Below are 26,116 nucleotides of genomic sequence, written 5' to 3'. Positions count from 1 at the left end.
AATCCCCTGTGGCGAGGGAGCTTGCTCCCTCGCCACAGAGCTCAGTCGAGCAAGCGCCCCAACCCATCCAACAACCGCTGCAACGCGCCCTGGTTGCGACGCATCACCGCCAACCCCGACTCGGCCATGCGCTGGGCATCCCGGGGCAGTTCGAACAGACGCTGCACGGCCAGGGCCAGGCCGTGGGCATCTTCCACTTCCGCCAAGGCTCCGGCCGCGCGCAGTTGGGCGGCAATTTCAAGGAAGTTGAACAGGTGCGGCCCGCTGAGCACCGGTTTTGCCAGCGCCGCCGGCTCCAGCAGGTTGTGCCCGCCGTTGGCTACCAGACTTCCGCCGACAAACGCACTGTCAGCCAAGGCATAGAGAAACAACAGTTCACCCATGGTGTCGCCCAGCAGCACCGAAGTTTGTGCGTCGACCGGTCGGGCACTGGAGCGCCGGACCGTGGCGAAGCCCTCACGCTCGCACAGTTGCGCCACCGCATCGAACCGTTCCGGATGACGCGGCACCAAAATCAGCAACGCATCCGGGTAGCTGTCGAGCAACCGACGATGGGCGGCCAGCACCACTTCGTCCTCACCCTCATGGGTACTGGCGGCGATCCACACCGGGCGCTCCACCGCTTGCCATTGACGGCGCAAGGCACTGGCGCTTTCCAGCAGTTGCGGGTCGATGGTCAGGTCGAACTTGATGGAGCCGGTCACTTCAACGGTTTCCGCCCTGGCACCGAGTTGACGAAAGCGCTCTGCCTCGGCTTCGGTCTGCACGGCAAACAGGCCCATCTCAGCAAGCATCGGCCGGGTCAGCTTGGGAAAACGGGCATAACCGCGCGCCGAACGCTCCGACAGCCGCGCGTTGGCCAACGCCACGGGGATACCGCGCAGGGCGCATTGATGGATGTGGTTGGGCCACAGTTCGGTTTCCATGATCACCGCCAGTTTCGGCCGGACCTGGTCGAGAAAACGCTTGGCCGCGCACGGCAGGTCATAAGGCAGGTAGCAATGCTGGATGCGCGGCTCATCGGCGAACAACGCCCTGATCCGCTCCGAACCGGTGGGCGTCATGCACGTCACCGTGATCGGCAGTTGTGGGTAGCGTTGCAACAACGCGCGAATCATCGGCGCAGCGGCAATGCTCTCGCCCACTGACACCGCGTGGACCCAGATGCCGCCCGGCGCCATCGTCGGCAAGCCCCACGAGAAACGCTCGCCGATACGCCGCGCATACGCCGGTGCCTTGCGAGCCCGCAGCCACAGCCGAATCGCCACCAGTGGCAGCCCCAGATAAAACAATGCGCTATAGAGAGTTCTGTTCATGGCGGCGGAGTTTATCGGTTTTTCAGCCGAGCGCCTGCAACTGCACGGCAAAACGTTCCGCCAGCCAACGGGCCGCCGGGCCCAGGGGTTCGTCGCGGCGCCAGACCAGCTCCACCACCAGGGCCGGCGGGGTCCATTCACTGTTGAGCTCGACCATGTCCCCCAGGTACGCCGGGTACTGCACGACGTGCCGCGGCAGCCAGGCCCAGCCCAGCCCACTTCTCAACCACTCGGCCAGCACGTAGAAGCTGTCGGCCCGCCAGACTTGCGGGCTGGCCTGCTCGCTGCCGGGATAGACGCTGGATTGGGTCGCCATCAGCAATTGCCGGTGCCGGGCCATCTCCAGGCAGGTCACGTAATCATGGCTCGCCAAGGGATGCCCCCGGCCGCACACCGTGACCATCTCGACGCTACCCAATACCCGGCGCTCCAGCGCCTCGGGAATCTGATCGTGATAAAACAACAACCCGAGATCGGCGCGACGCTCCACCAGCTTGCGCGCCACATCGCCCTGGGCGGCGCTGGCCAGTTGCACTTCTAGGGTGGGAAACCGTTCGGCCAGCGCCGCCAGGCTGTCGATAACGGGCTGATAGGGCATGGCCTCGTCCTGGGCCAGGCGTAGCGATGCCTCCTGCCCGCGCATCAGGGCCAAGGCCCGGCCGTTGAGGCGTTCGCATTGGCGTAACACTTCCCGGGCCTCCTCAAGCAGCGCCACGCCCGCATCGGTGAGTTTGGGCTGGCGACCACTGCTGCGCTCGAACAGGCTCACCCCCAGGTCCTCTTCCAGCAGTGCAATCGCACTGCTGACAGCCGACTGAGCCTTGCGCTGATCCCGGGCCACCGCGGAAAACGACCGCTTCTCGGCGACACCGACGAACAGTCGCAATTGCTCCAGGTTCCATTGAACATTCATCGCTCAACCTATCTCTATCGCAGATAGGTAATGACTTTACCCCATTTGGCCATTCCCTAGAATGGGCCCATCGAACGACGCAACGACCCGAGAGGAATCGCTCATGAACGCCTATTACTACCTCGCCATCGCCATCTGCGCCGAAGTGATCGCCACCGTATCGATGAAAGCGATCAAGGGCTTGAGCACGCCCCTGCCCTTGTTGTTGGTCATCGCCGGCTATGGCACTGCGTTCTGGATGCTGACGCTGGTGGTGCGCACCGTTCCAGTGGGGGTGGCCTATGCGGTCTGGGCCGGCTTGGGGATCGTGATGGTCAGCGTCGCGGCGCTGTTTATCTATGGGCAGAAACTGGACGTGCCGGCGATGCTGGGGATGGCGTTGATTGTGTTGGGGGTGGTGGTGATCCAGTTGTTTTCCAAGACTGCAGGACATTGAAGCAGCGCAGCTCCAAGCCTCAAGCTGCAAGCACAAGCGATACCCTCTCGCTTGTAACTTGCAGCTCGAAGCTTGAAACTTGCCGCTTAATTTCCTCCGAGGTCGCTGCATGCCATCCGTTATTTCCACCGACGTCCTCATTGTCGGCGCCGGAGTCGCCGGCCTCTGGCTGAATGCGCGCTTGCGCCGCCAGGGGTTTTCAACCGTGCTGGTGGAAAGCGCCAGCCTTGGCGGCGGGCAGAGCGTCAAATCCCAGGGCATCATCCATGGCGGCGCCAAGTATGCGTTGCACGGAGCCCTGACTGGCGCCTCGGAAGCCATTGCCGACATGCCGCGCCGTTGGCGCGAGGCCCTCAAGGGCGACGGTGAGCTGGACCTGTCGGGGGTACGCATGTTGTCCGACGCCCATTACCTCTGGTCCCCAGGCACCCTGGCCGGCAACCTTACGAGCTTTTTCGCCAGCAAGGCCGTGCGCGGGCGCGTCGACCAGGTCAAGGGCGACCAACTGCCGCCAGCCCTGCAAGACAAGCGTTTCAAAGGCAAAGTCTACCGCCTGGCCGAGTTGGTGGTGGATGTTCCCAGCCTGATCGCGCGCCTGGCAGACCTGGCCGGCGACAGCCTGCTGGCCGGGCAGCAGGTCGAACCGTTGCACGAGGAAGGCCAACTTGTCGGACTGAAGGTCGACGGTCGCGAAATCCGCGCCCAGCGCATCGTCCTCAGTGCCGGCGGCGGCACCGCCGACCTGCTCCGCGCCCTGGGCCTCGACCAGCCGGCCATGCAGACCCGGCCGTTGCACATGGTCCTGGCGAAGGGCCCCAGCCTCAAGCCGCTTTACGCCCATTGCCTGGGTGGCGGGCCGAAGCCCCGGGTGACTGTGACCACCCATCCGGCCGCCGATGGCCAATGGGTCTGGTATCTGGGAGGCGATCTTGCCGAGGGGGATGCCGTCGCCCGCGAGCCCGCTGCGCAGATCGCCGTCGCCCAGAAAGAGCTCGGCCAGTTGCTGCCGTGGATCGACCTGAGCACCGCACAATGGGCCACGTTGCGGGTCGCCCGCGCCGAGCCGCTGCAATCGGGCCTGACCCGCCCGGATAACGCCTTTGTCGCCGAGCAGGGTCGCCTGCTGGTGGGCTGGCCGACCAAGCTCGCCTTGGCCCCGGACTTCTCCGACCGGGTGATCGCCGCGCTGCAACGCGATGGTATCCAGCCCAGCCATACCACCCCGCTGCCGGACCTGCCCAAGCCGCCCATGGGCGTTCCCGCCTGGGAGCAACTGCTGCCATGAGCCAGCCGACACTCCACGATCTGCGTCGCCCGCTGGGCAAAAACGGCCCGTTGGTTTCGCCCCTGGGCCTGGGCACGGTCAAGCTGGGCCGCGACCAGGGCGTCAAGTACCCCAGCGGTTTCCAGATTCCGGATGACACCGAAGCGCGCATGCTGCTCAAGCTGGCGCGCGACCTGGGCATCAACCTGATCGACACCGCGCCTGCCTATGGCCGCAGCGAGGAACGCCTCGGGCCGCTGTTGCGCGGCCAGCGTCACGACTGGGTGATCGTCAGCAAAGTCGGCGAGGAATTCAGCGATGGCCAGTCCCGTCATGACTTCAGCGCTGCTCATACGCGGCTCTCGGTTGAACGCAGCCTCCAGCGCCTGGAAACGGACTACATCGACCTGGTACTGGTGCATTCGGACGGCAATGACCTGGCGATCCTCGACGACAGCGAGGTCTACCCGACCCTGGCGGCGCTCAAGCGCGAGGGCAAGATCGGCGGCTTCGGATTCTCTGGCAAGACCGTCGACGGTGGCTTGAAAGCCCTGGAGCAAGGTGATTGCGCGATGGTCACCTACAATCTGAACGAACGAAGCGAAAAGGCGGTCATTGAGTACGCGGCCGAGCACGGCAAGGCGATCCTGGTGAAAAAAGCCCTGGCCAGCGGTCATGCCTGCCTGAGCCCCGGTGAGGACCCGGTTCGCGCCAGCTTTGAACTGTTGTTTGGGCATCCCGGGGTTGCCAGTGCTATTGTCGGCACCATCAATCCGCTGCACCTCGCCCACAACGTTGCGACCGTAGCCAAGGTCCTACGCAGAAACTGACGCCGCCCTACGCGGCCTTAAGGAAGGAGCCGACATGCCGCGTACGCTCATCAGAAAAAATCCAAGTAACTTCAAGACTCTGCCCCTTTCCGTCGAAGCGACTCCCGAAGGCCTGACTTACCAGAGCGTGGGAATGCCGCTCAATTTTGCCCAGACCTTGCAGCGGCGGCGTCCCGTGGCTGTGGACGATGCCGAGCGTTTCTCCGTGGAGCTTGCGAACCTGGGCGTCTCGGTGCGCCTGACCCTGCACTGGCAGAACCGCGAGTATTGGGTATTGGTGCGTCAGCGTCGCCAGGATCGCGGCGACGTGGTGCTCAAGCTGATCTCCGGCTATGTCCCGGCCCATGAGCTGAACCTGCCGCTGCTTACCGCCATCAACGAAATAGCCGAAGAATGCCTTTTAGAAACACCGGAAGGTTGGCTCGGCGGACGCTTCAACGACACCTGGCTCCCGGCGCCTTATTCGAGCGCACTGCATTATCGCGAAGCCTTGCCGTTTCGCCTGGCTCCGCTGTCCGGCTCGGCCCGGCCGGTGCGCTGCGCCAATCTGCAACTGATCGAACGACCACGGGCCTACGTGCATCTGCCGACGGCCTCCCTGCAATTGATTTATGACTTGCGCCTGGACGTGCCCAAGGAAGCCAAGTCACTGAGCCTGTTTCATGTCGATGAGCGTCTGGAGGGCGACCAATTGGTGGCGCGCCTGGACCGCAAGCGACCCGATCTTTACCTGATGCCGCTGCAGGACGGACAACCGCTGCCCGAACTGTATACATTGAAGAAAGATCAGCTGCTTGCGGCCAGCACCCGCGGCTTATACCTGGCGGAGAGCTTCGCCCGGCAGGACGGTTGGCTGGTGCGTGACGAGCGGATTCGCTGGAAGGACTGGTTACGCCAGCAAGGGCTGACGACACCGGGCAAGGAGTCCGGGCTGACCCGGCTCAAGGGCAAGGCGCGGCAACTGCTCAAGAAAATCGTCCCGAGCAAGGTGGCTCGTTAGGCCTGACGCCGATTTTTCTGACCGGACAACGAACCCTTGTGGGAGCGAGCGTGCTCGCATCCACAAGTGCTGCGCTTTGTCAGATAAATCAGTTATTGCGGATCTTTTCCACAATCGCCGTCGTCGAGCTGTTTTCCACCAGCCCCAGCACCTTCACCGTGCCCCCATAGGCGGAAACGATGTCGGCACCCACGACCTGGTCGATACCGTAGTCGCCGCCCTTGACCAGCACATCCGGCTTGACCTGGCGCAACAGGTTTTCCGGCGTGCCTTCGCTGAAGCTGATCACCCAATCCACCGCGCCAAGGCCGGCCAGGACCGCCATGCGGCGGTCGACGCTGTTGATCGGCCGGCCCGGCCCTTTCAAGCGGCTCACGGAAGCATCGTCATTGACCGCGACGATCAAGCGATCACCCTGGGCCCGGGCCTGCTCGAGGTAGGTCACATGGCCAGCATGGAGGATGTCGAAACAACCGTTGGTGAAAACGATTTTCTCTTTATGGGCGCGCGCGTCATCGACAGCCAGCAATAGTTGCTCCAGCCCCAGCACACCGCGCTCCGATCCCTCTTCGCGCTGGATCGCGCGCCGCAGTTCCGGGGCGCTGATCGCCGCCGTACCCAGCTTGCCGACGACAATGCCCGCCGCCAGGTTCGCCAGGGCAACCGCGTGGGGCAGTTCCTCGCCGGCGGCAATCGCCGCGGCCAGGGTGGAGATCACCGTGTCACCGGCGCCCGTCACGTCAAATACTTCGCGGGCACGGGCCGGAAGGTGCAGGGCCGGATGATCGGGACGCAGCAGGGTCATGCCGTGCTCGCCGCGGGTAACCAGCAACGCCCCAAGATCCAGGTCGTGCATCAGCTGTGCGCCCTTGCTCACCAGTTCGTGCTCATCGGCGCAACCACCGACGATGGCTTCGAACTCGCTGAGGTTAGGGGTAATCAGGCTCGCGCCACGGTAGATGGAAAAATCCTTGCCCTTGGGGTCGGCCAGCACGGGAATACCGCGGGCACGGGCAGCCTGGATCAGCACTTGATGGTTCTTCAACGCGCCCTTGCCGTAGTCCGACAACACCAGGACCTTGATACCGTCGAGCAGGTTGTCGACCTCGGCGCCCAGGGACAGCGGGTCGGTGGCGAACGGTTCTTCGAAGTCGATGCGCAGCAGTTGCTGGTGACGACTGATGACCCGCAGCTTGACGATGGTCGGCTGGTGCGCGATGCGCTGGAAGATCGCCCGCACGCCAGCGCCTTCCAGGCTGTTGGCCAGGCTCTCTGCCGCTTCATCGTCACCGGTCACGCCGACCAGGGAAGCCGGGGCGCCGAGGGCGGCGATGTTCAGGGCAACGTTGGCGGCACCGCCGGGACGGTCCTCGATGTGCTCGACCCTGACCACCGGTACCGGCGCCTCGGGGGAAATCCGTGATGTACCGCCATGCCAATAGCGGTCGAGCATGACATCGCCGACCACCAATACAGGGGCTTGATCGAATCGCGGCATGGACAACTTCATGGAACATCCCACATACAAAATGAACAGGGGCGCGATATTAGCACAGGGTTGGGGGAGGCTCGTCCATGGCGGTGACCGGAAGTATCAAGCCGCGCTTTCATTGTTTTCACACAGCAATGCCATCATCTGCGCGCAGGCCTGGGCCAGCTCCATCTCGCTGGTATCGATTTCGCATTCGGCCGCCAGCGGCGCCTCGTAAGGACTATCGAGACCGGTGAAATGCTTGATCCGCCCGGCGAGGGCTTCGCGGTACAGCCCCTTGGGGTCGCGCTCGGCACACACGTCGAACGGCGTACTGACGTAGACTTCGATGAAGTCATTATGGGAAAAGAGCCGTCGTGCCGCGTCTCGATCGGCCCGAAACGGCGAAATCGCCGCGACGATGACAATCAGCCCTGCTTCGACCATCAAGCGCGCCACTTCGGCTATTCGCCGCACGTTTTCCTTTCGGGAGCCGGCATCCATCCCAAGGTCACTGCAAAGCCCCCTGCGCAGGTTGTCGCCGTCCAGCAAAGCGGTATGCAGGCCTTGCTGGTGAAGGCGAACTTCCAGGGCATTGGCCAAGGTCGACTTTCCAGCCCCCGACAGCCCGGTCAACCAGAAACAGCGAGGCCGCTGGATCTTGATGGCCGCCCGGTCCGAGGGCGAAAGTGTCAGCGCGCCCGGCTGAGCCTGCGATTGTTGCTTTGATGCCCTTGTTGTCTCATCCATGTCGAGCATTCCATCGTCGTCATGCACAAGAGCATAGCCTTGGCCTCGTATTCAGGCGATGTCCTGGGTGGGAACATGCAAGCCCATGGCATGAAGACGCGCGTAATAGCCATTTTGCGCGAGCAGTTCGCCATGGGTGCCGCGTTCGACGATGCGCCCCTGGTCCATGACCAGGATCATGTCGGCCTTTTCGATGGTCGACAGCCGATGCGCAATGACCAGGGTCGTACGGCCTTTCATGACTTGGTCCAGCGCGGCCTGGATATGCCGCTCGGACTCGGTGTCCAGTGCCGAGGTGGCCTCATCGAGGATCAACAGCGGCGCGTTTTTCAACAATGCCCGGGCAATCGCCAGCCGTTGGCGCTGGCCACCGGACAACAGCACGCCGTTTTCGCCGACCTCGGTGTCCAGGCCGTGGGGAAGCTGCGCGATGAAGTCCATCGCGTAGGCGTCCTGGGCGGCTTTTTCGATGTCGGCCCGCGGCGCGCCGGCCAGGTCGCCGTAGGCGATATTGTTGGCCACCGTATCGTTGAACAACGTGACGTGCTGGGTCACCTGGGCCACATGCCGGCGCAGGTTGCGCAGTCGATAATCTTCGATTTCCACGTCATCGAGCAGGATCTGACCGACTTCGTGGTGATAGAAACGCGGGATCAGGCTGGCCAGGGTCGACTTGCCGCTGCCCGACCGCCCTACCAGGGCGATCATCTGCCCAGGGTCAGCGGTGAAGCTGATGTCCTTGAGCACTTCCCGATCGGCGCCAGGGTAGGTAAAGCTCAGGTTGCGCACATCGAGACGGCCGCTCACGCGCTCCTGCTCGACCGTGCCTTTATCCACTTCGGGCTCGACGTCCAGTTGCTCGAAGATGCTTTCGGCGCCCGCCACGCCCTTCTGGATCGTGGAGCTGACTTCCGAGAGTTGGCGAATCGGCTTGGGCAGCAGGCCCGCCGCGGTGATGTAGGCCACCAGATCGCCCGCTGTCGCGTCACCGCGCAGGAACAGTACCAGGAACATCAGCGCGGCCATGGCGGTGTAAATCACCAATTGCAGCATCGGCGTGTAGACCGCGCCGGTGCGGGTCATGCGCAGTTGTTTGTCGGTATTGCCTTGGCTGGCGCTGGCAAAACGCTGTTCTTCATAGGCCTCGCCACCGAAGCTGCGCACCACCCGATAACCCTGGATGGTCTCGGAGGCGACGTGGGTCACGTCGCCCATGGCCACCTGGATCTTTTTGCTTTGCTTGCGGAATTTCTTGCTAGTGCTGCTGACCATCACTGCAATCAATGGCAGGATCGCCAGCATCACCAAGGTCAGTTTCCAGTTCATCCACACAAGGTAAGCGAAGAGGAACACCACGGTGAGGCCTTCGCGAATCACCACCTTGATGGCGTCCGTGGCAGCACCGGTGACCATGGTCACGTTGAAGGTGATCCGAGAAATCAGATGACCGGAATTGTGGGTGTCGAAATAGCGGTTGGGCAGGACCAGCAGCTTGTTGAACAACTCGACCCGCAGATCATGCACCAGCCCCAGCGAGACCTTGGCCAGGTAATAGTTGCCCAGGAACGACCCCAGGCCCTGCCAGGCAGCGATCAGGATGATCAGCAGCGGCACGGCCATCAGCAGCTTCAAATCCTTGAGATACGGCACGCTGGGAAACAGTACCGCATCGGGATTGCTCAACCCGTCGACAAAATATTTGAGTATCCCGGCCAGCATGGGCTGGGTGGACGCAAATATCACGAAGCCCACGATACTCAGCAGGAAAATGCCCAAGTAGGGTTTGACGTATCCCAGCAGCCGGAAATAGATTTTCAGGCTGGAATCCTGTTCCGCTTTAGGCGGTGCGTCACTCATCGTCGAGCTCACTGGTTAGGAAGAGCGCGGGATTTTATCACAGCCATCGGGATTGGCCCGCGCCCAGGTCAAAAGGCTGGCCATGCCGACCGGCAGCCAAGTGATGAACCACTCGGCGCGCGGGGTGCCCGTCAGGCTCGCCGCGTCGAACTGCATCGCCAGGAACGAAAACACCCACATGCCCAGCACGCCTCGGCCCAGCAGGGTGTCACGGGCACGCCAGGCCTCGCGCAGCACCGCGAACCAGACCACGCACCATATCAACATTCCGGGCAGGCCCAACTGAATGGCAACGTGGGTGAACAGGTTATGCGAGTGGTCGAACAAACGGCCACCGACAGGAACCCGGTAGTCGCCTGCCAATCCCAGACCACCCCAGGGATGCTCGGAAATAATCTGCAGGCTGGACGCAAAAATTTCCGGACGATAGGAAGCTCCGCGGGCCATCACCAAGGGTTCCAGCAACCAGAAAGTCACCATCGCCAGCACCAGCGCCGCGGCGGCAATCAAACGAGTACGCGAGTCCCGGCAGTAAAGCGGCATGGCCAGTACGCTGAGCAACAAGGCCAGGGCCGCGCCGCGACTCTGGCTCATGACCACGAACAAGCCCAGCAGAGCCAAGGCCACGGCACAAACAGCTTGCAGCCCGATACGACGCGGCACCCAATGCAGCATCCAGATCGCCGCGAGGCCAATCACGTAGCCACCCAGGATCGGATGGGACAACTCGCCCAGCCCCTCGAGACGCGCCACCCAGCGCTGGTTCTCGATCCCATAGAAATGAATCATTGCCATCAAGGCCGTCAGGGCTAGCCCAACACCGCCCCACTGCATGATACGGATCACCCGCTCAGGTCGACCGTCAGCGAAAATCGGGAAGAACATCAGGAATATCAGGATGTACAACAACCGCTTGGCTTCGCGCACGGGCTCCGGCGACTCGGCCCAGAACAGGGTGATCAATGCCCACGCCATCAATGCCAGCAACGCCGTGTAGATCAAGCGCTGGGCGCGCCATAACTCCACCAGCCTGTGCCGCGCGGGCCAGGCGAACAGGATCGCGGGCAACCAGACGAATGCGATCATTCCTTGTTGATAAACCTTGTTGGCGGGTGCCAGTGCGATCGCCAGCAAAAACCATGACAAGCCAAAGGCCATCCATACCTGCGCCCAACGTGTTGCTTGCATCCAAAGCTCCTAATCGATGTACCAGCCAAACCGGCATGGTTAAAACAAAAACTTTTGGGCATCATGGCCCGCCACGGCACCGGTTCTTTCAACAAGGTTTCCCTACGATGCAATCCTCACGGCTTCCCCAAGCCGCTTTGAATCAATTGATTGAAGGCGCCAGCATTCTGGAGGCCGACAGCTACGGCCCAAAAGTCTATCTGTTGCAGGATGGAAACATCCTCAAACTGTTTCGCCGCAAGCGGCTATTTTCGTCGGCCCTGTTCAGGCCCTATTCGACGCGATTCATCAAAAACGCGGCCCGCTTGCAAGAACTCGGCGTACCGACTCTCGAAGTGCTTGCCTACTACAAACTGCAAAAGCCCGGCATGACCGCCGTACTGTATCGGCCGCTTCCGGGAAAAACCCTGCGCCAATTGTCGAATCAGGAGAGCTTCAGCTGGCAACAGCGCCTTCCGGACCTGATCGAACTGATCCGCAGCCTCCACGCCCGTGGTGTCTATTTTCGTTCGTTGCACTTGGGCAATATCGTCGTCACTCCGGAAAACACCCTGGGGCTGATCGATGTCGCCGACATGCGCTTCCTGCGCTCGCCATTGCCGCGCTATCTGGCGCGCCGCAACTTGCAGCATTTCGCTCGTTATATTGCGCGGGAAAACCTGAACGGGAGCTTTCCGATGCAAGCGCTGGAAAACGCCCTACTGCCTGCCTGAGATCAATTCCCGGGCGGTCCGGCAGAAACCCGCCCATGCCTCGTCAGGCGCCAATGCCTGGTATTGCGCCGCCGCGACGGCTTCGGCCGAAGCCTCTGAAGCCCGCGTGATCGCCTCGCCCCAGGCACTCTCATCGCCGGCAGGCGCATACCAACCGGCATCGGCCAGCTGTTCGCGGAACACCGCCAGGTTACTGGCCAGCACCGGAACGCCGGCCAGGATCGCCTCCTGGAGAATCAGGCCAAGGCCCTCTTCAAAGGAGGGGACCAGCACCCAGTCGAACGCTCTATAGAGCTTCGCCACGTCTTCCAGATGCCCCGCAAGCAATACCTTGTCGACCAGGTCCGGCTGGTCGATGCGCGCCTGCAGTGCTTCCCGTGCAGGCCCTTCGCCGACGATCACCAAGCGCCAGTCAGGCTGCGCGACAGCCGCCAGGGCAAAGGCATCGAGCAAACTGGCGAAGCCCTTCTTGTCCACCAGCCGCCCCACGGCGCCGAATATGCGGGGGCCCGCCAAAGGCAAGTGCATCCGGGCACGAGCCTCTTCACGTGGCAGGAGGCAGGCCTGGAATCCAGCCGGATCGAATGCACTGCGCAACGCAGTGACCGGCAACCCCAGCGCTTCCTGCAGCGATGCCGCCAATGTCTGCGACACCGCAGCCAGGGCCAGGCGCGAGGGCGCAAAGCCGCGCAGCAGATCCCGGCCCACGGCATTGAGCCGTGTCGCCCCGTGGAATATCACCACCACATGGATGTGCGGCATGTCCTTCAATACTGGCAACAGGGTACGAGCCACACCGAGGCCGTCGAGCAGGACCACTTGGGCAGCGCTGTCGAGCAGCGCCTGGCGAAAACGGCTGTGCATCCAGGGCCTGAACAGGCGCCAGAAGTGCCGCCCCTTGAGTTTCGCCGAGGTCAGGTTCCATTCACGCGCCGGACCCACGCCCTCCAGGCACGCAGATTCCGAGCCCTGCAAGAGCCATGTCCTGACAGGCATCGCCGGGTCGATTTGTGAAAGTATCTGGCGATGGACCTTATGCACCGAAGCGAATGGCGAACCGCCTGCCCACATAACATTAATAATGCTCATCGAGCAGCAAACCTTTGATCGCGGACCCGAACTCGTGCTTCGAGAAACTCAATAATTGATAAGCCAGCCAACACAGACTCCGAGCAAAAGGATCAGAAAGAGCTTGATTTGCTCACGGCGCCTGCGACGCGCCTTGCGCTGGCGTTCGACAGGTACTTCGACATGGACACCGAATCCGGTGTGTAAAACAGCATCCCCTTCGAGGGTGACCGCGGTCAAGTTCAGTTGAGCGTAACGAAGCGACAGGGCCTTTTCGCCACCAAAACCGGCAAACGGGGCGCACAACTGGTATTCCTTCAAACGGCGCAGGCCAGGGTTGAGGGAAAAACTCTGCCATTCAGGCTTGTCGGATATCAGTGGATAGCACGGCACGCCGCCGATCAGCTGACGCTCGCCCAAGCGAATGTAGGGACTGTGGACACACAGGTCGTAGACATAATTGCGCAGCCATACCTGGAGAATCTCGGGCCGCAGTTGCAGGACCGTCAGAGAGTCCTCCACGAACCCCGGGCGGTAGAACTCCCAGTCATCCTCGCAGTGGAAGATATACGCTGTCTTGACGTGTCCGTAGGCCAGATCGATCGACGCCAGCTGCCCCAGCTTCGGCCGATTGATGAAAACCGTGCAGTGCGCCTTCCAATGGGCAGGAAGGACCTCATGCACCCCATCGTCGCCCGCATCTTCGGTAATGAACACTTCGCGGATAGGCGCAGTATTGAAACGGTCGAAACTCTCGAGCGTCCGCTTGAGCAGGTCGAGCCGGCCGCAACTGGTGACCACCAGGGTGATGTCACTATCGTCGGAAAACTGCACTGAAATACCATTTAGTCAAATGCCACCCAGGTCGTTGGATGGCATCGCGGTTTTTGTTAAATGCCCAGTTTCTGGCGCAAGGACTCTAGCAGACTCAACGGTTCGCGCGGTCGCAGCGGAGGTTCCAGCGCTTCCACGATTTTTTGTCCGATACGCGCGAAGCTGAACTGCTCCAATGCCAGCCTGTGGCCGTTGCGGGCGATACTTTGCGCCAGTTCGGGCTCGGCGCGCAGCCGGGAAAGTTTTTCCTGAAGTTGCGGGATGTCCCGATACAACACCACGTTATGCATGTCCTGCAACCCTAGCGCCCGCGCTTCCTCGGCGCCTTGATCATAGGCCAGCAGCACACAACCGCAGGCCATCGCCTCGAAATTCTTGATCATGTACTCGCCCATGCCCACATCGGCACTGACGAAGAAGCGGATCCGATTGAGGGTTTCGCAATACTCTTCGCCGGACTTGGTACGGGTGACGACCAGCGGCTCGACGCGCGCCAGCTCGTCCAGCAATGCCTTGCGCCCGCTATAGGCGACGCTGTTGGTACTGCCGACAAACGCCAGCTCGATATCCCGCTCGCGCTGCTGGTCTTGCAACAGCGATTGATCATAGCCCTTGGGTACGAAAACCGCATCGAACCCTTCGGCACGCAAGCGTTCGGTCACCATGAACCCGGAGCTGATGACCCGCACCCACGGCAGGCGTCGGTAATGGGCGCTGAACTTGCCGGTGTATTTGCAAGGGATGTAGTTCTGGTAGGCGTCATGCTCCAGGATCACCAGGTTGGGGATCGTGCGGATGAACCCCGCCTGGCGGATTTCCTGCTTGAAGCGCAGGAAAAATACAATCCGGTCGTAGCGGGAGACGTCCACGTGTCTCCGGAAATAGCCTCGCAGGTTGCGTTGCTCCTGGCTGTCGAGCCAGCGCAGGTCGCACTCGCAATGGGCGGCGACACCTTCATAGAGCCGATCCAGGATGGCCCGTTGTTCTTTCTGCACCAGAAACAGAACTTTCATCGTCTTCCTTGCGGCACCGAACGACTTGATAGATAACCGGAGGCCTTGTAGCCCCCTGGGCCCTTAAAGCCGCCAGAACAGTTCATGACGGCGTACAGCCTTGCGAAAGAATTCATTCTCGCCATAGGGCGACTCCCGGCGCCCGGCCAACAGACGCTGGATACCACGACGCAACCGACGCTTGAACGGAGCAGGCGGCTGCAGGTCATGCATCATGCCCAGCGCCATGGCCTTGTCACGTTGCCCGGCCAGGGTCAGGCCCAGGCTGAACGGATGCATCGGCCGGGCCGGGTCGAAATGGGGCGGCAACGCGACGCCCATGCCGGTATCACCCATGGGCCAACGATCGTTGTCGTGCAGGTGGTTGGCGTATCCCAGCAGCACGGAGGGCTGCCACTCCAGTCCTTCCAGCGCCTGCAAGACAGCCTGGTGGGCACAAAGATGATCGGGATGCGGATCGAGCGTCGGGTGAGGCAGCACAATCACTTCGGGACGCGCCTTGAGCAGCACTTCGCGCAAGTCCGCCAGCAGGTTGTTCCAGGTCGGCGCGCCATCTGCATCGCCGGGCAAGGTAAACGGGTTCAGTTGGCGAAACAGCCGGGTATCGCTCAGATCCGCCTCGCGGGAGCCCTGGGGTTGGCCGGGCGCGGCTTGCATCGCCGCCAGTTGCAGGCAGAAATACCCCAGTTGCACGCAGTGTTCCTGCGGCACACCGGCCCAACGCGGCACGGCGAGGCTGTCCCAGGCGCGCAATCGGCCCTTGAGCCGCGCAGCTTCGGCACGTCCCAGGCCCATGCGCTGGTAATGTTGTGCTTCGATTTCCCCGGCCGTCAGGGTGACGATCCAGGCCTCTTCGGCCTGGCTGTAGAGTCCGTAAGCGGCCAGTTCCGCATCGTCGGCGTGGGGCGCGATAACCATCAGCCGTGGACGCTGTAGCTCCATCGGCGCAAACGACCACAGCATCGGCTCGCCCGACAAGCGACAAAAGCGTCCGCGCAAGCGCAATTCACCCCGGGACAGCACCGCGCCCTGCTCACTGAGGTTGAGGTAGCGCAGGCCGTTGACTCCACGCTCGAATGTTTGTCGGTCCGCCGCTTCACCGCCCGACAACTCGACGCTCGGATCGAAGAAACGCCCCAGCCAGGTGCTTTTGATCCGCAAGGCCAGGACCAGAGTCGCGCCGTCATCGAGAATCACACCTTCATCCAGGCGCAGTCGCCCTGCATTGAGGTGAACCTTCGGTTGCTGCGTGAAGGGGGGGAAATCGTACTGGTAGTCATCCTTGGGCGAATAGAACAGATGATCGGCGAACCACGCCTCGTGGGCTACCCAGCCCAACAGCGCCAGCACCAGCGGCAGCCACCAGGCCACCCAAACGCCTATCAGCCCCAATACGACAAGGGCGCACAACAGCCCCACGCGCTTGTTGCGACGATGGCGCTTGAGCAGTTGTTGTTTTCGATTCATCGGCGGGTTCATACGCTGAATACCGGCACGGGGTTGCACCAGCGATCCTTGTATTCGCGATCCGCCCGGCCAAAGGAAAACCGCAACGGCTTGCCCGCGGCCCGGGCGTGCTCCCAGGCGCCTTGCGTATTGAGGAAGCTCAAGACGCTGCCCGGGCTGAATTCGCGAGTCTGCGGGTCGACGCCGCCATTGATGTATTCGACGCTGATCCATTCAGGCGCTTCGACGCGATAGACCAGTTGGATGGCGATGGGCGCATCGTTGAGAAAAATCACCGAGCCGATCAGCAGCTCGCGCAGCAGCTCGACCACCTCGCCCATGCGCTCGGCACCGGTGGCGGGAAAACCCCAGCGACGCTGGAACAGATCACAGTAGATCGACGCCAACTCGGTACTGGAGAACTCGCCGACCGGCCGCACCTGCCCGCCGGCTTCCTCCAGAAGACGCAATTCACGGCGCTGGTTGTAGCGGAACTTCTTGGACAGTTCTTCCGGCAGGCGAGCCATGGCCAGCTGCTCTTTCTGCAGTTTCAAACCGCTGAAGCGACCTTCATTGAGCGCCGACAGATACCGTCCTCGATGACGCAACGGTGCCTGGGTGTCGGGCGCGGCCGGCAGGATCAACTCGGCATTGCCCAGGTCGAACAGGCCTTTTTTTCCGCTGCGCTTGAGCACGTCCTTCGACAGCGCCAGATCGCGGCCCCAGGTCGGAATTGCCGCCTTCAGCTCGCCGCCCTGCTCGAATGCCAGGTAACGCACGGGAATCCCAGCCAGGGCGGCCAGGCGCTCCACGACCAGGGGGTGTGTCGCCACACTGCCGCCAAAACGTTGCCACGCCTGGGCGTAGCTCGAGGCATCCGTGGTGGTCCAGCCGCGCTCTCGCCAGCCTTGGAATCGGTTGAGCATCAGTTCCTCGGCGCCAGTTCAGTCACTTGGGGCAAGCGCCAGAATGCCTCGCGTACGGCGCGATCGGAAAAACGTTCGCGCAAGCGCTCCAGCATCAATTCGGCGCATTGGCGCCGCTGCAATTCGTCCATCGCAGCCAGGTGTTGCAGCCCTTGGGCCATGTGCTCGGCGTCACCGAGCGGGAACAGGATGCCGACGCCCTCGACGACCTCCTTTGCGCCACCGCAGGCCGTGGCCAGCAACGGCACGCCGGCAGCCATGGCTTCGAGCAGCACCATGCCGAACGGCTCGTGATCAGAGCTCAGCGCAAACGCGTCGAAGGCACGGAAATAACGACGGGCCTCTGGCACCTGGCCGAGAAACAGCACGCGGTCGGCAATGCCCAACTCTCGCGCCAGAGCCTTGAGGTCCTGTTCCAGGCGCCCCTTGCCCAGAATCGCCAGTTGGCTGTGGCTTGGCAGGTACGCCAGCGCAGCGCCAAAACCACGAAGCAGGGTGGCCTGGTCCTTGTCCGGATGCAGGCGTCCGACGTTGCCGACAATCCAGGCGTTCGCTTCCAGCCCAAGGGTTTGTCGCGCCTGCTCCCGGGAAACCTGGCTGGCCTGCAAGGCCTCCAGATCGATACGGTTGTAGAGGGTCTGGATCCTGCCGACCGGCCATTTTGGCAGGCAGCGACGCATGTCGTCGCGCACGGCGTCGGACACCCCGAGCAAGCTCAGGCGCTTGCGAAAAACCTGGGCGAACAATCGGCGGGTACGCCGTTGATAATCGCCAAAGGCATGGTGCACGCCGATCACCGGCAACCCGGTGCCGAGCAGGGCGATGTAGATCGGCTTGAACCGGTGCGCGATGCAGAAACTGAAATTGCGCGAGGCGGCGATCTTGCGCAGATCGCTGATGGCACCCAGCTTCAGGCCGCGAATGGCACTGGAGCTGTACTCCATGAACAACACCTCGTCCGAGGCACAGGCAGCGGCAACCTCGGCGTCCGCCGAGCCGGTGAGAAACACCGTGGTCACACGATAACCGGTTCCGGCGAACAGACTGGCGTACTGACGGGCGCAGTCCAGGAACGGCCCGTCATAACCGTGGCAGAACTGCAGCACATGTCGCTCAGCCGAGCGTGTCATAAGCGTCCACGCCGTCCTTGACCACCAGGATGTCCTCCATGATCAGGTATTGCAGGTCGGAACCATAGAACATGTTCAGCGCGTCGGTGGGCGAGCAGATCATGGGTTCGCCGCGACGGTTGAGTGAGGTGTTCAGCGACACGCCATTGCCGGTCAGGACTTCCAGGGCTTTCATCATGTCGTAGTAACGCGGGTTGTATTCACGCTTGAGCACTTGGGCCCGGGAGGTGCCGTCTTCATGGACCACTTCCGGCACGCGGGTTTTCCATTCCTCAGCCACTTCGAACGTGAAGGTCATGAACGGTGCCGGGTGGTCGACCTTGATCATCTGCGGCGCAACGGTGTCGAGCATCGACGGGCAGAAAGGCCTCCAGCGTTCGCGGAACTTGATCTGTTCGTTGATGCGGTCGGCCACGCCGCTGGCGCTTGGGCAACCGATGATCGAACGACCGCCCAAGGCCCGCGGGCCAAACTCCATGCGGCCCTGGAACCAGGCCACCGGGTTGCCGTCGACCATGATCTTGGCGATGCGCTCAGGGGTGTTGTCGATCTTGCGCCACGCCGGCTTGCTCGGGTGACGGGCGCAGGCGGCGATCACATCTTCGTTGCTATAGGCTGGGCCGAGGTAGACGTGTTCCATCTTCTCCACCGGCACGCCACGGGCGTGGGACACATAAGCCGCCGCGCCCACCGCCGTACCGGCGTCGCCGGAAGCCGGTTGCACGAACAGCTCCTTGACGTCATCGCGGGCGATGATTTTCTGGTTCAGCTTGACGTTCAATGCACAGCCGCCGGCGAACGCCAGCTTGCCGGTTTCCTTGAGCACGTCGCCCAGGTAGTGATCGATCATTTGCAGCGCAAGCTTCTCGAACAGCGCTTGCATGCTGGCCGCGTAGTGAATGTACGGCTCGTCGGCGATGTCGCCTTCGCGTTTCGGACCGAGCCACTCGATCAGCTTTGGCGAGAAGTAGAAACCCTTGCCTTTCTCTTTATAGCGGCGCAGGCCGATCACGTTGGCGTAATCGGTATTGATCACTAATTGGCCGTTTTCGAACGAGGCCAGGCGCGAGAAATCGTATTTGCTGGCGTCGCCGTAGGGCGCCATGCCCATGACCTTGAATTCGCCATCAAGCATCTCGAAGCCGAGGAACTCGGTGATCGCGCCGTACAGGCCACCCAGGGAGTCCGGGTCGTAGAATTCCTTGATCTTGTGGATCTTGCCGTTTTCGCCATAGCCGAAGAAGGTCGTGGCGTATTCGCCCTTGCCGTCGATGCCGAGGATGGCGGTTTTTTCCTGGAAGCCCGAGCAGTGATAGGCACTGGAGGCATGGGCCAGGTGGTGCTCGACCGGCTCGATCTTGATTTTTTTCGGGTCGAAACCCAGTTGTTCCAGGCACCAGACGATCTTGCGGCGATAACGTTTGTAGCGACGATTGCCCATCAGAATCGCATCGAGGGCACGGTCCGGGGCGTACCAGTAGCGCTTGGCGTAGTGCCAGCGCGCCTCGCCGAACAGGCTGATCGGGGCAAAGGGTATCGCCACCACGTCAACGTCGGACGGCTTGATGCCGGCTTGCTCCAGGCAGAACTTCGCCGACTCGTAGGGCATGCGGTTCTTTGCATGTTTATCGCGTACGAAGCGCTCTTCCTCGGCCGCCGCGATCAGCTTGCCGTCGATGTACAGCGCTGCGGAAGGATCATGGCTAAGGGCGCCGGACAGGCCAAGAATCGTCAATGCCACAGGGGTCTAGCCTCTTATGTCTGCATACGGGCGACAAGCGCCGCGAAAAAATGATGTGCCACGCATCAAGGGTACGGGGCAGCTAAAGGGCGGGATTATAGCTTAAAAGCGATCTTAAGCCTCTAGCGGAGTCGTAGGGTTTACACGGTCCGTGGCGAGGGAGCTTGCTCCCGCTCGGCGGCGCAGCCGTCACAGGAACTGCAAATCGTTTTTTCCTGGTACTGCGCGTTGAATGGCGTCGGGGCTGCTGCGCAGCCCAGCGGGAGCAAGCTCCCTCGCCACGGTGAGCGGTTACACGATAGCCGACGTGTTATCGACTGCCTTCGGCAACCGCTGATCGATCACCCGATACAGCGCACTTCCCTCAGGCCAATTACGCATGAACCGTGCGCGATCCCGGGCGTAGGCTTGGGCGAAGCTGGCCTGGGTCCGGTGTTGGCACATGGAATCAAGGTCGATCAATGCCCAGCGGTCGTCTTGCCAGAACAGGTTGTGTCCTTTGAAGTCACCGTGGCTGATGCGCTCGCGGATCAGGTCGGCGAACAAGCGATCCAGCGCCAACAGCTCGGACTCAGGGGCTTCGCCGCTTTCCACATGCGGGGCGAAGCGTTCGATGATGTCCGGGCCAGACAGGTGTTCAGTGACCAGATAGGCGCCACGACGCAACCACAGGAAACGCTTTTCCAGCAACGCCAGTGGCTTGGGCGTGGCGATGCCGAGGAAGGCCAGCCGATGGCCTTCGCGCCAGGAATGCCAGGCTCGGCTCGGGCGCCAGAAGCGCTTGAGCCAGTGGGCGAAGCCCTTGATGTTGTAGCGTTTGATTACCAGGGTGCGACCGTTCGATTCGACCTTACCGACACTGGCGGCACCACCGGTCTTGTACAAGTGACCCTGGTCAAGCAACGCATCGGCATGCTCCAGCACCGGGACCATGGCCGTTTCTTCATCGCGACGAATAGCCCGCAGGCCGAACGGCCCGCGCTGCACGCTGAACAAGCTGCATTCGCGCCCGACCTTTTCAAGGAAGTCTTTCAGCCGCCAGGCGTGGACCTTGTCGATCTGTTTTTGCAGCGCTTCCATCGGCAGGGCGTGTTCGGCGTTACTCAACAGGTAATGCACCAGCAACTCTTCATTGAACGGCTCGATGGATTTTGGAAGCTGGGCGAAAAACACCCCCAGGTTTTCCAAGACCTTTTGCCGCGACAATGGCTGGCCGGGGGTTTCGGCGCGAATGCCGGCCCCATCGATGAGATAGAGCTTGTCGCCATGGCGCAGCAGATTGTCCAGGTGCAGATCTTCTTGCCACAGGCCCTTGCCGTGCAGCTGCGCAATAGCGCCCAGCGCCTCGGCCAGCACCGCCGTTTGTTCGTCCGCCAACATGGGGAGATGTTCGACCTGCTTCCAGGCATCGCCAAGACTCTCAGCGCCTTCCAGCAGCTCGAACAGCAGCCAGCCACCCTCGCCTTCTTTCAAGCCATCGGCCAGCAGCAATGGGGTCGTCAGCCCCTGTTCCGCGAGGAGGCGAACACCTTGCAGCTCTCGTTGGAAATGCCGCGGCGCCTTGCTGCCCACCAGTAACTTGGCCAGCACGGGCCGGCCGCGCCAGATACCGGCGCCGACGTAACGCTGCCCAGGCAGCACCCGCAACAGTGACAACAGTTGCAATTGCGCCGGGCCAGCGGCATCCGCCAGCTCCAGGCTCAGGGGCAGGCTCGGGCTGCGGCCAGCGCCTTTCAATTCCGACAAATGCATCAGCGGGTCTCCTTATGAGTGCGTCGAGCGCTCAGGCGGGCCAACCATCGATCGACCAGCGCACCGTCAAGCGGTTGGTCCAGATAGGTAGACAGCAGCTGACGCACATCCTCTTCACTCCAGGCCCGGGCCCGGCGCAGCAACGGCTCCAGGTCCTTGACCCGGTCACGCTGCCCGAACAGCAGCGGACGGGTCTTTTCCAGGTCGATCAACTGTGCCTGGTGACCGCCGGCAGTGGCCTGCAGAAAAATATGCTTGGGATAGAAACAGCCATGCACCTGATGCATGTCGTGCAGTCGCCGCGCCAGGTGACCACAGGCCTGAACGATGGTGGTGCGTTGCACGGTCGTCAGGGACGGCCAGCGCTCCAGGAGCGAATCCAGGTCATCCCAGCCGTCCAAGGCGCGGGTCAACAGAATCGCCCGAACCTCGCCGTCCACTTTCCGCCGCCCGTAGAAGACCGCCTGCAACGCTGGGATACCCAACTGGCGATACCGGCTGATGTTGCGAAACTCCCGGGAAAAACTGGGTTCGCCAAAAGGGTGCGATAGCGTCCGGGTCAGGTAATTGCTCTGGCGCTTGAGGTAATAACCCTGCCCCTCGAGCTCCAGCCGGAACACACTGCTCCAGCCATCGCCAGCCGTATTGGGCTCGTCCACTGCGTCCAGCTTGCGCAACCAGAGGGCTTCGAAGCTGTCCAGGCCATGGCGCTCCAGCAAGGCCCGGTCTTCGGCGGCCAGGAAATCGGTCATTCACGCCCCTCGAAAAATCTCACCACGTGGCGAATACGTTTCTTGTCGCACGCATCGAGCCGGTCGCGCTGGCGATATTGCAGGTAAAAACGCAGGCGCTGGGTGGCCGACAAATGATATTTGGCGACTTTGTCCAGGCATGCCAGGTCTTTGGTGATCCGGTACTTGAGCCAGAAGCCGCGCCAGAAGTCACCGTTCGGGCAGTCGATCAGGAACAGACGCGCCCGGTCGTCGATCAGCAGGTTGCGCCATTTCAAGTCGTTATGGGTGAAACGGTGATCGTGCATGGTCCGGGTATAACCGGCGAGCTGCCGGCTCACGCCATCGACCCAGGCGCGATCGTCGAGCCGCGAATCGTGCCGCTCGGCCAGGGCTGAAAGGTCTTCGGTGCGCGGCAATTCGCGGGTGATCATCGCGCCGCGATCATAGGCCGCACCCCGTCGTTCCAGCCCCCAGGCGACAATTTCCGCTGTGGGAATACCCCACTTGGCGAAACGCTTGAGGTTCTGCCATTCCGACTTGACCCGTGGCTTGCCCAGATAACGACGCAAGCCCTTGCCGGCGCCGGTATAGCGCTTGACGTAATAATTCACGCCGTTGCGTTGTACGCGGATCACCTCTGACAGTGGATCGCGGGTCAGGCGCTCGCCCTGGAGGGCGAACACCGCGTCGAGGCTGCCGAAATCCTGTGCCAGCTCAGCGTAGGCGGGTTCCAAATTCCAACCCGACATCAGAGCGCATCCCCGTACCGCTGTTTGCGCTCATACAGTTTCTTGGCCTTGCCTTCGAGCCAGGCCAGCAACGCAGCCTCTTGCGCCAGGATCTGGCGCAGCGGCTGCTGGAAATAGCCCTTGAGAAAACGCAGCTTGTCGCGCCGGGTCAAGCCAATGTCCAGCGCGGAGAAATACAGCGCCGCCAAGTCTTTGTTACGCCAGCGCGTGGTGATAGCCGGACGGGTCTGGGCGCGGTGCAGGTCGATCACCGAGAGTTTGAAATCCTCGGGCGTCACCGGTTTGTCGGTGTGCAGCAGAAAGTGGCAGATGTAGCAGTCGCGATGGTTGACCCCAGCGCGGTGCATCATGCCGGTCATGCGCGCCACTTCGGCGATCAGTGCTCGCTTTAGCCGGGGCTGCGGAGGCTGCTTGACCCAGTCGAGGCTGAAGTCTTCAAGGCTTATGGTAGGCGCCAGCTCCTCGGTAACAATAAAGGAATGCTGGTCCGCCGGATTGTTGCCCTTCTCTCCATAGGCAACGGCGGTCATGGTTGGCACGCCGACTTCCTGCAGCCGTTGGATGGCCTTCCATTCCTGGCCCGCGCCCAGCACCGGCAGCTTGGCGGTGAGCAGGTTCTTGAAAATCTCGCCCCAGCCGATGCCACGATGGATTTTCACGAAAAAACCGCGACCCTCTACCTCCGTGCGCAGGGTGCGCCGGGCTTCGAGCTCACGGTAGACCTCGCCCTGGAGCGCTTCGACTTCGACGAACGCATCGCGCCCGGCCCAAAGGCTCTTGAACGGTTCGGCCAGCATCAATTTCATTAAGCGTGCTCCGCCAATATCACATCGGCCGCGTGCTGCGGCATGCTGTAGAGGTCGGCCGTCTCGGCGAAGGCCAGACCATTGCGGCTCCAGGCCGCCCTCGCTTGCGGATCACTAAGCATCCGGCTCAGATATTCGGTCAACTGCGCCTGTTCGAACGGCTCATCCAGCACCAGGCCGCTGTCGGCCTCGGCGATGTAGTGAGCGTACCCGCACACCGCGCTGACCAGCACCGGCAACCCGGCCACCAGCGCTTCGAGCAGTACCGTGCCGGTGTTTTCGTTGTAGGCCGGGTGGATTAACAGGTCGGCACCGAGCAGGAAACGCGGGATATCGCTGCGACCCTTGAGGAACCGCACATTATCGCCCAGACCCAGCGCAGCGCTCTGCATCTGGAATACCTTGGGGTCGTCCTGGCCGATTACAAACAGCCGAGTGCGTTTTTTCAATTGCGTGGGCAGCGCGGCCAGGGCCTTGAGGCTGCGGTCGACGCCCTTGGTCTTGAACCCGGAGCCGATCTGCACCAACAACAAATCGTCGTCGGCCAGCTCGAATTCGGCTCGGAACGCCGCCCGGATCTCATCGGCATCGGCGGGCCGACGACGGTCGTGGGCAATGCCCGGCGGCAGCAGGTGAAAGCGCTCCAGCGGCGTGTCGTAGTGCTTGATGAACAGCGGCTGCTGGACTTCGGAAATCATCAGGACTTCGGTCTTGGCGTCCTTGGCGAACACGGCCCGCTCGTACTCGGCGAAATGCCGGTAGCGCCCCCAGCGTCGGTACAGCGAATTGCGCAGGTTCTGCGCCTTGTCTTCGAAGCAGCCGTCGGCGGCGTAGTACACGTCCAGGCCGGGCATTTTGTTGAAGCCGATCAACCGGTCCACCGGGCGCTTGGCCAGGTCGGCCTCCATCCACGCGCTGAGTTTCTCGTTGCGGCGGTGATTGAACAGCGCCTTGACCGGCGCCACCAGCACTTCGAAGCCGGGCGGGACGTCACCTTCCCAAATCAGCGTGTAGACGCGGATCTGGTGACCGCGTCGCTGACACTCCAAGGCGATGCGCATGAAGTCACGCTGCAGGCCGCCGAAGGGGAAATATTTGTAAAGGACAAAAGCCAATTGCATCAGCGCGGCTCCTCAGCCAATAACGTGCTCAGGTGGCTGGCAACACGCTCGGGATTCAGACGCGTGAAGCACAGGGGCTGCTCGCGTTTCAGGTCGAACCGCCGGGCATCTTCGGCGGTCGGTGGGTAAGTGCATTGTTTCTGCATGCACGGCGCGCAAGGAAAATCGCTGGCGAGATGAATCTGGCCCTTGCCATAGGCGCCGGTCAGCACGGGATTGGTCGGACCGAGCAGCGAGATGGTCGGCACATCCAGAGCGGCGGCCAGATGCCCGAGGCCCGTATCCACGGCCACGCAGGCCTGGGCACCGGCGAGCACCTTGCCCATGCCGCCCAGGTTCAATTTCGGCAGCACCAAGGCATTGCGCAGCCCGTTGGCGATGCGCTCGGCCCTGGCCTTCTCGGCCGGGTTGCCCCACGGCAGTTTCACCACCACGCCGAATTGCCCCATGCGCTCGGTGAGCTGACGCCAGTAGAGCTCAGGCCAATGTTTGGATTCCCACGTCGTGCCATGCAGGAACACCACGTAGGGGTATGGGCGCGGCAATTCAACCAGTCGGTCGATGTCCAGGCCATAGCTGCCCTGGGTTTGCGGCAAGTCATAGCCCAGCGCCAAGGCGAACAGTTGACGTACACGCTCCACCGCATGCTGACCACGAGCGACCGCCAGGCGACGCGAATAGAAGCGCGCCGCGAGCGGTTCACGCGCCGAATCCTTATCCAGCCCAGCCACCGGTGCCTTGACGTAGCGGGTCAGCCAGGCACTTTTCAGCAGGCCTTGGGCATCGATCACCAAATCATATTTTTCGGCGCGAATGCTCTGATTGAAGCGTCGCCATTCACCGCTTTTGAGGGTTTGCCAGAGGTTCTTGCGCCAGCGCCGGATCGCCACCGGGATGACCTTGCCCACGGCCGGATGCCAGGTAGGGATTTCGGCGAAACCCTCTTCCACCACCCAGTCGAATGTGATGCCAGGAATTGCCCGCGTCGCATCGGTCAGCGCTGGCAACGTGTGGACCACATCCCCCAGCGAAGAGGTCTTGATCAACAATACCCGCAA

General features: G+C 62.1%; 24 protein-coding genes. 5 read left to right on the top strand and 19 right to left on the bottom strand.

Annotated elements, in window-relative coordinates; all coding sequences use genetic code 11:
- Positions 1-41 precede the first annotated feature (41 nt).
- Together waaA and J3P76_RS02470 are read right to left on the bottom strand one after the other, a co-directional pair.
- Entirely contained in the window at positions 42-1,316 is a 1,275-nt protein-coding gene (gene waaA, locus J3P76_RS02475; RefSeq protein WP_434608113.1) for a lipid IV(A) 3-deoxy-D-manno-octulosonic acid transferase, read from the bottom strand.
- Between the two features lie 22 nt (positions 1,317-1,338).
- Complete coding sequence (locus J3P76_RS02470; RefSeq protein WP_420766163.1) at positions 1,339-2,229, bottom strand: LysR family transcriptional regulator; 891 nt, start codon at positions 2,227-2,229, stop codon at positions 1,339-1,341.
- Positions 2,230-2,332: 103 nt separating this feature from the next.
- Here J3P76_RS02470 and J3P76_RS02465 point away from each other — a divergent pair, with 103 nt between their 5' ends.
- The 4 genes from J3P76_RS02465 to J3P76_RS02450 all read left to right on the top strand — a co-directional run bounded on the left by J3P76_RS02465 (position 2,333) and on the right by J3P76_RS02450 (position 5,759).
- On the top strand, positions 2,333-2,665 hold the full coding sequence (locus J3P76_RS02465) for a DMT family transporter (RefSeq protein WP_109752132.1): 333 nt from the start codon (positions 2,333-2,335) through the stop codon (positions 2,663-2,665).
- A gap of 109 nt (positions 2,666-2,774) precedes the next feature.
- Positions 2,775-3,950, top strand: coding sequence for an NAD(P)/FAD-dependent oxidoreductase (locus tag J3P76_RS02460; protein ID WP_434608116.1), 1,176 nt, complete (start codon positions 2,775-2,777; stop codon positions 3,948-3,950).
- Positions 3,947-4,759 carry an aldo/keto reductase gene (locus J3P76_RS02455; RefSeq protein ID WP_434608119.1) on the top strand — a complete coding sequence of 271 codons (813 nt, stop codon included), beginning with the start codon at positions 3,947-3,949 and terminating at the stop codon, positions 4,757-4,759. The genes J3P76_RS02460 and J3P76_RS02455 overlap by 4 nt, the downstream gene beginning before the upstream one ends.
- Before the next feature lie 34 nt (positions 4,760-4,793).
- Positions 4,794-5,759, top strand: coding sequence for a metal ABC transporter ATPase (locus J3P76_RS02450; RefSeq protein ID WP_434608122.1), 966 nt, complete (start codon positions 4,794-4,796; stop codon positions 5,757-5,759).
- 88 nt (positions 5,760-5,847) lie between these two features.
- Here J3P76_RS02450 and hldE read toward each other — a convergent pair whose 3' ends face one another.
- From hldE to J3P76_RS02430, 4 genes are all read right to left on the bottom strand, one after another.
- A complete protein-coding gene (hldE, locus tag J3P76_RS02445; RefSeq protein WP_420766159.1) occupies positions 5,848-7,269 on the bottom strand; it encodes a bifunctional D-glycero-beta-D-manno-heptose-7-phosphate kinase/D-glycero-beta-D-manno-heptose 1-phosphate adenylyltransferase HldE in 1,422 nt (473 codons plus the stop codon).
- Positions 7,270-7,353: 84 nt separating this feature from the next.
- Positions 7,354-7,980, bottom strand: coding sequence for an adenylyl-sulfate kinase (gene cysC, locus J3P76_RS02440; RefSeq protein ID WP_434608124.1), 627 nt, complete (start codon positions 7,978-7,980; stop codon positions 7,354-7,356).
- Between the two features lie 51 nt (positions 7,981-8,031).
- Positions 8,032-9,837, bottom strand: coding sequence for a lipid A export permease/ATP-binding protein MsbA (gene msbA / locus J3P76_RS02435; RefSeq protein WP_434608126.1), 1,806 nt, complete (start codon positions 9,835-9,837; stop codon positions 8,032-8,034).
- A 15-nt stretch (positions 9,838-9,852) separates the two neighbouring features.
- Entirely contained in the window at positions 9,853-11,025 is a 1,173-nt protein-coding gene (locus tag J3P76_RS02430) for an O-antigen ligase family protein (protein WP_420766156.1), read from the bottom strand.
- 107 nt (positions 11,026-11,132) lie between these two features.
- Between J3P76_RS02430 and J3P76_RS02425 the strand changes: the two genes are divergently transcribed.
- Positions 11,133-11,738, top strand: coding sequence for a toluene tolerance protein (locus J3P76_RS02425; protein WP_434611677.1), 606 nt, complete (start codon positions 11,133-11,135; stop codon positions 11,736-11,738).
- On the opposite strand, the gene J3P76_RS02420 is transcribed toward J3P76_RS02425, so the two are convergent.
- The 13 genes from J3P76_RS02420 to waaC all read right to left on the bottom strand — a co-directional run bounded on the left by J3P76_RS02420 (position 11,724) and on the right by waaC (position 26,116).
- Positions 11,724-12,827: a glycosyltransferase gene (locus J3P76_RS02420; RefSeq protein WP_434701453.1), complete on the bottom strand. Its 1,104-nt coding sequence runs from the start codon at positions 12,825-12,827 to the stop codon at positions 11,724-11,726. The two genes, J3P76_RS02425 and J3P76_RS02420, sit on opposite strands and share 15 nt — an antisense overlap.
- Before the next feature lie 48 nt (positions 12,828-12,875).
- Positions 12,876-13,640: a glycosyltransferase family 2 protein gene (locus J3P76_RS02415; protein ID WP_420766154.1), complete on the bottom strand. Its 765-nt coding sequence runs from the start codon at positions 13,638-13,640 to the stop codon at positions 12,876-12,878.
- A 56-nt stretch (positions 13,641-13,696) separates the two neighbouring features.
- Complete coding sequence (locus J3P76_RS02410) at positions 13,697-14,653, bottom strand: glycosyltransferase family protein (protein ID WP_434561000.1); 957 nt, start codon at positions 14,651-14,653, stop codon at positions 13,697-13,699.
- Between the two features lie 63 nt (positions 14,654-14,716).
- Entirely contained in the window at positions 14,717-16,120 is a 1,404-nt protein-coding gene (locus J3P76_RS02405; protein ID WP_434608132.1) for a PIG-L deacetylase family protein, read from the bottom strand.
- Between the two features lie 8 nt (positions 16,121-16,128).
- The gene (locus J3P76_RS02400; protein ID WP_420766151.1) at positions 16,129-17,025 is read right to left on the bottom strand and encodes an antimicrobial resistance protein Mig-14; all 897 of its coding nucleotides are present in this window, start codon (positions 17,023-17,025) and stop codon (positions 16,129-16,131) included.
- Entirely contained in the window at positions 17,025-18,155 is a 1,131-nt protein-coding gene (locus tag J3P76_RS02395) for a glycosyltransferase (protein ID WP_434608134.1), read from the bottom strand. Before J3P76_RS02395 ends, J3P76_RS02400 begins: the two co-directional genes overlap by 1 nt.
- Positions 18,139-19,896, bottom strand: a complete 1,758-nt coding sequence (locus J3P76_RS02390; protein WP_420766149.1) for a carbamoyltransferase family protein — start codon at positions 19,894-19,896, stop codon at positions 18,139-18,141. The genes J3P76_RS02395 and J3P76_RS02390 overlap by 17 nt, the downstream gene beginning before the upstream one ends.
- 291 nt (positions 19,897-20,187) lie before the next feature.
- The gene (locus J3P76_RS02385) at positions 20,188-21,648 is read right to left on the bottom strand and encodes a lipopolysaccharide kinase InaA family protein (protein WP_434608137.1); all 1,461 of its coding nucleotides are present in this window, start codon (positions 21,646-21,648) and stop codon (positions 20,188-20,190) included.
- Positions 21,648-22,400 (bottom strand): lipopolysaccharide kinase InaA family protein, encoded by a 753-nt coding sequence (locus J3P76_RS02380; protein ID WP_420766147.1) that lies wholly within the window; start codon positions 22,398-22,400, stop codon positions 21,648-21,650. Before J3P76_RS02380 ends, J3P76_RS02385 begins: the two co-directional genes overlap by 1 nt.
- The gene (locus tag J3P76_RS02375) at positions 22,397-23,131 is read right to left on the bottom strand and encodes a lipopolysaccharide kinase InaA family protein (protein ID WP_434561006.1); all 735 of its coding nucleotides are present in this window, start codon (positions 23,129-23,131) and stop codon (positions 22,397-22,399) included. The genes J3P76_RS02380 and J3P76_RS02375 overlap by 4 nt, the downstream gene beginning before the upstream one ends.
- Positions 23,131-23,937, bottom strand: coding sequence for a lipopolysaccharide core heptose(I) kinase RfaP (gene rfaP, locus J3P76_RS02370; RefSeq protein WP_420766145.1), 807 nt, complete (start codon positions 23,935-23,937; stop codon positions 23,131-23,133). Before rfaP ends, J3P76_RS02375 begins: the two co-directional genes overlap by 1 nt.
- Positions 23,937-25,058 carry a glycosyltransferase family 4 protein gene (locus J3P76_RS02365; RefSeq protein WP_434561010.1) on the bottom strand — a complete coding sequence of 374 codons (1,122 nt, stop codon included), beginning with the start codon at positions 25,056-25,058 and terminating at the stop codon, positions 23,937-23,939. Before J3P76_RS02365 ends, rfaP begins: the two co-directional genes overlap by 1 nt.
- Positions 25,058-26,116 carry a lipopolysaccharide heptosyltransferase I gene (gene waaC, locus J3P76_RS02360; RefSeq protein WP_434608140.1) on the bottom strand — a complete coding sequence of 353 codons (1,059 nt, stop codon included), beginning with the start codon at positions 26,114-26,116 and terminating at the stop codon, positions 25,058-25,060. Before waaC ends, J3P76_RS02365 begins: the two co-directional genes overlap by 1 nt.

It is taken from the genome of Pseudomonas sp. D1-36, from assembly GCF_051132205.1.
Taxonomy (GTDB): Bacteria; Pseudomonadota; Gammaproteobacteria; order Pseudomonadales; family Pseudomonadaceae; genus Aquipseudomonas.
The sequence above is the reverse complement of the archived record's forward strand: the minus strand, read 5'-3'. Positions and strand labels throughout refer to the sequence as shown.